This is a genomic window from Pedobacter sp. 10L46_2, from assembly GCF_056395165.1.
The window spans coordinates 1-8,817 of the sequence record NZ_JBFTIZ010000169.1 but is presented as its reverse complement, the minus strand read 5'-3'; the positions used below and the strand labels follow the sequence as shown (position 1 = coordinate 8,817).

Genomic DNA, 8,817 nt, shown 5'->3' with positions numbered 1-8,817 from the left:
AGTAGATTCTGCACCATTAGATTTTACAACGCTAAGCACACCATCTTTAATTTCCCATCCTTTTTCAGGAAATTTGGTTTTGTATGCACCAACCCAGCCGTTAGTAGTTTTCCGTCCCATAATAAAGAAAAACCTTCTGCTTTTTCCTGCTTAGATAAATCATTAGGAACCATGTTTACTACATAAATGTCGTCTATTTTAGATGGCTTAAGGTTTTCCGTCTGTATGCGTACGTTACGCCAGCGGATCTGTTTGCCGGGAGTGTCATTTTTTCCAATTGCGTGTACCTRCAAAGCGATGAAGCCAGATGGGGTCATTGCATCTACAACATTTGCAGTGGGAACACCATTAACCCAGGTTCTTATAGAGTTACCGATACACTCGATATGGTATTTATTCCATTGATCCTTTTTAAAAGCAGCCTGACCTTTAGGATTAATATCTAAAGGATATAACCATCCGCGACGCGCTTCATCGTATAATCCACCGCTCCATTTTCTGTCAGACGGATCTACTTCCACCTGATAGCCATGCACCCTGCCATTATTATAATCAGCTTTACTTTCACTTCTGATCTGTATACCCGAATTCATAGAATTATCAACCAATAACTCTACTTCAAGTATAAAATCACCATAATTTTTTTCTGTCGTTAAAAAAGAGTTAGGAGTGTTTGAAACCGTAGTTCCAACAATCTCCCCATTTACGACTTCGTATTTTGCCTGGCCGTTTAATTGTTTCCATCCCTGTAAATCTTTTCCATTAAAAAGATTTTGCCATTTCCCTGTTTGCGCCTGTAATGTAAACGGAGTGGTTCCAAACATCAGGGCAGCAACAATCAGTAACTTTGTTTTTTTCATTAGTGTGTATTATTTGTTTTAATCTATGTTTAAGAGTTATTTTCCAAAATTGGCAGCCTGCTTGTTCAATGTATCAGCAGAAACTTCTGTACCTGAACCTACAAGGATTCTGTAACGAAAAGTAACAGATGCGCCAGGTTTTAGGGTTAGATTTAAAGATTCTTTTCCTTCGCTGAATATGGCCTGTCCAAGTGGATTAGCAGCAAACAAACCGTAATCACGTGCATGCCAGTAAGTAGGATAGCCGGGGTTTTTAGGGTGATCTATGATTGCTACAGAAAGCGATTTGCCTTCTTTAACTCCGTATAAAACACACCAGTTACCTCTGGTGCCCCAGGCATCATTACCTTTTTTACCGGCACTGGTTAAATAGGTGCCATTTGCGCCGTTACCTGATGCTGAAACTTTTGTTGTATTTCCTTGACTATCAGTAAATTCTTCTACTTTATTTGAAGGGAATTCCAGCTCTTTGGTAACACGGATACCTAGCATACCATCTTTAATATCTTTAAATTTCACAGTGTCTTTTTGAGCAGTAAGTGTGGTTATTCTGTCAATAATTCTGGCATTGTCAGTTCCCGAGAAAACAAATGTAGTTTGCTCTTTTAACAGTATATCTTTGGCCTGATTTTCCCAGTTCGCGGTATAGCTTAACTTACCACTGGCTTTGCCGTTTTCAACCTTGTCTACCTTCACATTCCTGATCCATCCATATTTTACTTTCTTTTCTGCAGGTATAGCAAAAGAGTTGTTCCAGAAGTCTAGCCCATTTACACTTTCATAGTTAAGCCACAAGCCAACGTGGTGCGGATGATCTACGCGTTCGCCCTCGCGTTTATTTAAAGGAAAGCCCCTGGTTACAATAGCACCATCGGCAGCGAGTATCGGATAGAGTATGGGCTTTTCCATATTCTCAGGATAGATAAAACTGGTAAAGGGTTTACCATCTATCAGCACATCGACTTTGCGCTCCTGATCATTTCTTACAAGAGAAACATTTTTATTTTGCGCATTAGCATTTAAGCTAAAGTAACAACAGGCAATAATCAAGTATTTTTTCATTCAGATTGTCCAGATTTTAAACATATTTGGTTAACTAATATACCGCTCTTGGAATTGAAATTCCCCAGAAAAATGCATTTTGATATTGAAATATTACGAAAACGATTGCGAAGAATGCCTCCAGATTTCAGCAATTAGCCTTATAATTGTATATAGAAAAAGCCACCCAAAATGAACCGTAAACATTTTCTTTCCTTTGTTGTCACAGCCGGAGTATCTGCTTCAACGTCAAAGGTATGGAGTAATACTGAGGCGGTAAATAAAGTGATAACCTCAGAGTTGGCTAAATCAAAAATACCACCGTACCTTAAGCCGGGCGATACCATAGCAATAACAAGTCCGGCCAGCTACATCTCTTTATTAGACATCCAGCCATCCGTACAATTGATGCAAGGCTGGGGCTTTAAGGTCGAAACCGGGAAAACGATAGGAGCAAAAGACTTTTCACTTGGAGGTACCGATCAGGAAAGAGCAGCAGATTTGCAGCGGATGTTAGATGATCCTAATATCAAAGCAATTATGTGTGCCAGAGGGGGCTACGGACTGGTACGGATAATTGATAAGCTGGATTTTACAAAGTTCAAAGCCAATCCAAAATGGATAATAGGCTTTAGCGATATCACGGTTCTTCATACACATATTCATAGCAATTATGGTATTGCAACCATACATTCTAAAATGTGCAACAGCTTTCCAAACGATTGGCTGCTGGCAAAACCCATTCAAATAGAAACAATTCTCTCGATAAGACAGGTACTAACCGGCGAGGATGTTAAATACACTGCGCCACCGGTAAGTTATAACCGGCCGGGTAAAATAGAAGGTGTTTTAGTAGGGGGCAACCTTAGCCTCATTGAAACCCTTGCGGGAAGCAATTCCGATCTTAAAACTGATGATGCCATCTTATTTGTGGAGGACACCCATGAAGAACTGTACAGTATCGACAGAATGTTTTGGAACCTAAAACGCAGCGGAAAACTAGATAAGCTTAAAGGATTAATTATAGGAGGCTTTAGCTTAAAAGAAGAAACTCCGGGCGAAGAATTTGGCAGGACAGTTTACGAGATCGTAACAGAGAAAATAAAGGAATATGATTACCCTGTATGTTTTGATTTCCCTGTGGGTCATCAAATCAATAACTTTGCACTCAAATGCGGTGCAAAGCATATCCTTAATGTAGATGAAAATGGCAGTTCCCTTGTATCCATCTAATCCTGCTTCCATAAAACTCTCTGAGCTTACCGGTCAAATCCAGCAGGCAATAGATGGGGTATTCGGACAAAGAACCTTTTGGGTAATTGCCGATGTTACCAATTATACCTACAAGCCACAAAGCAATTACCATTATTTTGAACTGGTAGAGAAAGAAAAATCATCTAACAGGATTCTCGCTAAAATTGCCGGAAGGGCCTGGGGAAACGCCTCTGTAAACATTGCCAACTTTGAACAGGCAACCGGACAGAAGTTTAAAAACGATATTAATGTTTTGGTACAGGTTACCGTTCAATATAACCCCGCTTTTGGCCTGCAGCTAAATCTGATAGATATAGATACCAACTTTACCCTCGGCCTATTTGAACAGCAACGAAAAGATACGCTAGAAAGGCTGGTCAGGGAAAATCCCGAATTCATTCAAAAAAGGGGAGAGCAGTACTTTACTAAAAACAGTGGCCTGCAATTAAATAAAGTATTACAACATATTGCCGTTATTTCCTCAGATACATCTGCGGGTTATATGGATTTTAAGCATACGCTTGAAAATAACTCATTTGGGTACAATTTTATAATTGATAACTATTTTACCCTAGTGCAGGGTGATGTAAATGCCAAACAGATTCTTAACAAGATCATAGAAGTATATCAATCTGCCAAAGCATATGACGCAGTGGTTATCATTAGAGGCGGTGGTTCGCAAACCGATTTTCTCATATTTGATAATTACGACCTGAGCAGGGCAATCGCTAAATTTCCCATTCCGGTAATTACAGGAATAGGGCACCAGAAGAATGAAACCATTGCCGATCTTATGGCACATACTTCAACCAAAACACCAACCAAAGCAGCTGAGTTAATAATTGCGCATAACAGGGCATTTGAGGAATCGGTATTGAGCATTCAGAAAATGATGCTGATTAAAACATATCAAATGATCAATCATCATAAAGACAGGCTTAATCATCTGAATCAGATTACCATAAACACCACAAGAAACCTGTTGCATGAGCATCACAGAAGTATTTTAAATTTATCAGGCCTGATACTCACCAACCCTAAAATAATCATCTCAAACAGGCGTAAGGACCTCAGTAACCTAAACAGCAACCTGCAATCATACAGCAGAATGTATTTTGCTAATAAAAGAGGTTATATAGGCCACTTTCAGTCGCTGGTAAAATTGATGAGTCCGCAAAGTATCCTCAATAAAGGCTTTGCGATTATAAAAATAGACGGGAAGATTGTAAGCAATGCAGATGGGGTAGAAGCCGGTCAGGAGTTAACAGTCAGATTGGCTACAACAGAAATAAAGACAACAGTAAAATCTAAATCCAGATACAATGGGAACGAATTTAACATATGAGGCTGCCTATAAGGAGCTAACTGAGATTGCACAGGAAATAGAGAATGAATCTGTTTCAGTAGATGTACTTGCTGATAAGGTTAAGCGTGCATCGGAACTGATTGAGTTTTGCCAAACCAAACTAAGGGCAACAGAAATAGAAGTAAACAAGATCATTAAACAAATGGAGAACCAATAAACTATAACCAGTTATTGGCTTTGTACCACTTAACTGTATCAATTAATCCCTTTTCAAGATTAAACTTAGGTGCATAGCCAAGATCCTGCTTTGCGCTGTCAATATTGCAAGCCCAGTTAATAGCAGTAAGCTCTGCCATCTTTTCTTTATTTAAGGTAGGCGTATTCTTACTGTTTAAATAAATGAAATCCATAAATGAAGCCATAGCTCCAACAACAGGTACGGGTAAATGGAACTTAAAAGTTCTTTGCTTTAGTGTCTTTTTAACCAGTTCAGCAAGCGCATAACGATCGTAAACATTGCCGTCCGAAATATTGTATTGCTTTCCATTAATCTTAACAAAAAGAGAATTTACAATAACATCAGCAAGGTCTTTTACATAAATGAAGCTCAGCTGCTGTTTAAAACTGCCTATGTGAGGTTCCAGACCTCTGCTTATACTTTTAAATAGAATAAAAATATCCTTTTCACGAGGGCCATACACCGCTGTGGGGCGAATGGTGATCAGCGGCAGACCCGGAATTTCAGATAAGTATTTTTCGGCAAGTAATTTACTTGTTCCATAATTAGTTACCGGATGGGCAGGAGTATCCTCTTTAATTTCCTTACTAAGATCAACCAACGGACCCAAAGCAGCCAGACTACTCACAAAAACAAACTTTTCTAGTCTGATACTGGCAGTAATTGCGGCAACAGCAAGGTACTCGGTAAACTCAGCATTTATCTTATTGTATTCCGCTTTTGTTTTAGCTTTGGTAATACCGGCAGCATGAATAATATAGTTGAACTGATGTTCTTCGAGCTGAGATCTTAAATTATCTACAGAGCTATAGTCCAGGTCAATATACTTAATGTCAAATACACTCAGGTGACTTTTATTACTGCTTTTGCGAACAGCAGCATAAACCTCTAAGCCAGACTGTATTGCTTTCTCAATAAGATGATAACCCACAAAACCTGTAGCACCGGTAATTAATACCCTTTTACTCATATGGCTTTCTCGTAGATCCTGTATTTTTTATAAGGATCGCCTTTGATGGCAATAATTGCATTATTAACAAGATCGTTATGCTCTAATGTCCATCCCGCCTCAGCGTATTCGAACTTTTTAGCTTTGTAAGATTTAATGATACTACCATAAATACAAGCTTCGATGCCCATTTTACGATAACCATCAACAACGCCCAGAAGTAAAATTCTTATTCCTTTAACGTTTTTCTTACCAAATAATAATTTAAATATACCTGTAGGAAGGAGCCTTCCTTTTTTAATTTTAATCTGGATCTGGTTCATGTCCGGAATGGCAGCGCCAAAACCAACAAGTTTACCATCTTGTTCTGCAACAAAACAAAAATCAGGATCAAGTACCAGTTTAAGATCTTTAGCCTGATAGTCAAACTCCTCATCATTTAATGGTACAAAGCCAGCATTTTTATCCCATGCTTTATTGTAAACCTCACGCAGGTTGGCCGCTTCCTGTTTAAAGTTCTTCATGTTGATCTTACGGATGGTGATGTTATTCCTATTCAAACGCTCCTCTAACCTGTCCATAAGTTTTACAGAGCGGTCGTCGTAATTATCACCATTAAATTTCCAGGCAATAAGATCTACCTTCTTTTTCAAATCCCAGCCCTCCATTAAAGCAGAGTAGTAGGTTGCGTTGTAAGGCATCATAACAACCGGAGGAGAATCGAATCCTTCGATCAATAAACCACAAGATTCATTGGTAGAGAAGTTAACTGGGCCAATAATAGCGCCTGTTACACCTTTATCTTTTAACCATTTGGTTGCAGTATCAAATAATAAATTAGCAGCCTCCTGATCGTTTATGCAGTCAAAAAAACCGAAGAAACCATCATTTGCACTGTTAAAAATATTATAGTTATTGTTCAGTATAGCGGCAATTCTGCCTATGATTTTGTCTCCTTCGAAAAGCAAAAAACACTGCAATGAAGAGTGTTTATGAAAAGGATGTGTTGTAAGTAAGTCTCTTTGAGCTATAAAGAGCTCTGGAACATAATTCGAATCCCCTTTATAAAGGTCGTGAGGGAAATCAATAAACTGACCTAATTGCTTTTTATTGCTAACTGCAACTATGTTTCTCATATAGTTACCTGTGATAAATTAACTTTAACTTGTTTAGCAGCCGCTGCAATTTTTTCAACAGCTTCCTCTATCTGAGCAAAAGTATGTGTAGCCATTAACGAGAATCTTAAAAGAGAAGAGTCTGATGGTACAGCAGGCGAAACCACAGGGTTTACAAATATTCCGTTCTTGCTTAAAATATTGGTGATCAAGAAAGTTTTGTCGTTATCTCTGATGTAAACCGGAATAATCGGGCTATCAGTATGACCTATATCGAAGCCGGCGTCTAAAAGTAATTTCTTAGCATAATTTGTATTGGCCCAAAGCTGATCTATACGCTCAGGCTCAGACTCAATAATATCAAGGGCAGCAATAACACTTGCAACAGCCGAAGGTGGCATACTTGCACTGAACATCAATGAGCGTGCTCTGTGTTTCACAAATTCTATAGTTTCTTCAGATCCTGCAATAAAGCCGCCTAGCGAAGCTAATGACTTACTGAAAGTACCCATAATCAAATCAACCTTATCAGTTAATCCAAAGTGAGAAGCAGTCCCGGAACCATTAAAGCCGATTACACCTAAGCTGTGTGCATCATCCATCATAATGTTTGCGCCAAACTCATCAGCAATTTTTACGATCTCCGGTAAATTAACCAGGTCACCCTCCATGCTGAAGATACCATCGGCAACAATTAGTTTTGCAGCATCTTCAGGCAATCTGCTCAATTTCTTGCGCAAATCATCCATGTCATTATGTGCATATTTTATAGAACGTGAAAACGATAATCTGCTGCCATCAATGATAGAAGCATGGTCGTATTCGTCAAGAATTAGGTAGTCATTTCTATCAAGTAAACATGATATTACACCTAAATTAACCTGAAATCCTGTGCTAAAAAGAACGGCAGCTTCTTTACCTACATATGCAGCCAGTCTTTTTTCCAGTTCAATATGTATGTCAAGTGTACCATTTAGAAATCTTGATCCGGCACAACCAGTGCCATATTTATCAACTGCAGCTTTTGCTGCTTCTTTAATTTTTGGGTGATTTGTTAACCCTAGATAGGAGTTAGAACCAAACATCAGAACTCTCTTCCCATCTATCATCACTTCCGTATCCTGTGCTGATTCTATTGCTCGGAAGTAAGGATATAAGCCTTTTTCCTTAATTGCTGAAGCATCTTTAAAAGCTGCTATCCTATCTTGTAATTTTTTGCGCATGCTAGTACTATATGTTTAGATTACAGGGTTGGTTATTGTTGATGTCGGTTTATGTTCCAAGAAATGATTCCTAAATCTATATAATCCCCTTTTGTAATTAGTTTGAAAAATCAACATCTATGCCAATTAAAAAAAACTTCTCAAATCTAAGATCATAAATACAGAAAACAAAACTTGAACTCAACCAAGTTTGAATATATTAATTTTTAAAACAAAAATTACAATTTTCTTATAATTTTAATTCGAATAGCTCCGAATTATTAAGAAAAAAATTGCTTTTTGCAGGCCAAAGATAATGATTTTTATAATCCTACACTCTGACTTCAATAGTATTTTAGTCAAATGAAACTCTTTTTTTTTGCCTACCGCTGTTTGCAGGTGAACAGCAGACTCCGTAATACCGCATTTTAGGCCGTCTGGATTGAGTTTGTTCATAACACCTCGTCATTCTGAGCTGTCGTCATCTCGACGAAATTTTATGCTAAATCTATTTTATGTTACCAACGACTTCCAGACGAGTATTGAACGGCTTTGCAACGACTCTGAAGGCCTTTTGTCAATTAAGTATCTTTTTAAAGTGATATAGGAAACGGATGAAGGGCGAGGATGCATTAAAAGGAAACAGGGATGAATCTGGCGATTATCCCTGTTATTAATAGATGGTTGGTCCACCACAGACCAACCTAAACCAAACAAACTGATCATATAACGAGCGATATTGTTAATTTGTTTTCAACGAAAAAAATAAAAACAATTTCATGACAAATCCCCCTTATTGTATAACGTTTTATCATGTAACGTAATTGATAAAAACCTAAAACGATGCTGTAG

General features: G+C 38.1%; 8 protein-coding genes. 3 read left to right on the top strand and 5 right to left on the bottom strand.

Annotation, left to right across the window (positions count from 1 at the left end; genetic code table 11):
- Positions 1 to 23: 23 nt before the first annotated feature.
- Complete coding sequence (locus AC1DDX_RS17295) at positions 24 to 860, bottom strand: 3-keto-disaccharide hydrolase (RefSeq protein ID WP_477622324.1); 837 nt, start codon at positions 858 to 860, stop codon at positions 24 to 26.
- A gap of 36 nt (positions 861 to 896) precedes the next feature.
- Complete coding sequence (locus AC1DDX_RS17290; RefSeq protein ID WP_448103947.1) at positions 897 to 1,922, bottom strand: DUF6807 domain-containing protein; 1,026 nt, start codon at positions 1,920 to 1,922, stop codon at positions 897 to 899.
- Between the two features lie 171 nt (positions 1,923 to 2,093).
- Here AC1DDX_RS17290 and AC1DDX_RS17285 point away from each other — a divergent pair, with 171 nt between their 5' ends.
- Genes AC1DDX_RS17285 through xseB form a run of 3 tightly spaced genes read left to right on the top strand, consistent with a single transcriptional unit; the run spans position 2,094 to position 4,678 of the window.
- Positions 2,094 to 3,134 (top strand): S66 peptidase family protein, encoded by a 1,041-nt coding sequence (locus AC1DDX_RS17285; RefSeq protein WP_288879369.1) that lies wholly within the window; start codon positions 2,094 to 2,096, stop codon positions 3,132 to 3,134.
- Positions 3,109 to 4,500 (top strand): exodeoxyribonuclease VII large subunit, encoded by a 1,392-nt coding sequence (gene xseA, locus AC1DDX_RS17280; protein ID WP_288879368.1) that lies wholly within the window; start codon positions 3,109 to 3,111, stop codon positions 4,498 to 4,500. Before AC1DDX_RS17285 ends, xseA begins: the two co-directional genes overlap by 26 nt.
- On the top strand, positions 4,478 to 4,678 hold the full coding sequence (gene xseB / locus AC1DDX_RS17275) for an exodeoxyribonuclease VII small subunit (RefSeq protein ID WP_288879367.1): 201 nt from the start codon (positions 4,478 to 4,480) through the stop codon (positions 4,676 to 4,678). Before xseA ends, xseB begins: the two co-directional genes overlap by 23 nt.
- A gap of 1 nt (position 4,679) precedes the next feature.
- On the opposite strand, the gene AC1DDX_RS17270 is transcribed toward xseB, so the two are convergent.
- The 3 genes from AC1DDX_RS17270 to spt are packed head-to-tail and all read right to left on the bottom strand — an operon-like array spanning position 4,680 to position 7,986.
- A complete protein-coding gene (locus tag AC1DDX_RS17270; RefSeq protein ID WP_172662998.1) occupies positions 4,680 to 5,669 on the bottom strand; it encodes an NAD-dependent epimerase/dehydratase family protein in 990 nt (329 codons plus the stop codon).
- Positions 5,666 to 6,784 (bottom strand): hypothetical protein, encoded by a 1,119-nt coding sequence (locus tag AC1DDX_RS17265; protein ID WP_288879366.1) that lies wholly within the window; start codon positions 6,782 to 6,784, stop codon positions 5,666 to 5,668. The genes AC1DDX_RS17270 and AC1DDX_RS17265 overlap by 4 nt, the downstream gene beginning before the upstream one ends.
- Positions 6,781 to 7,986 (bottom strand): serine palmitoyltransferase, encoded by a 1,206-nt coding sequence (spt, locus tag AC1DDX_RS17260; RefSeq protein WP_048905335.1) that lies wholly within the window; start codon positions 7,984 to 7,986, stop codon positions 6,781 to 6,783. The genes AC1DDX_RS17265 and spt overlap by 4 nt, the downstream gene beginning before the upstream one ends.
- Positions 7,987 to 8,817: the final 831 nt, after the last annotated feature.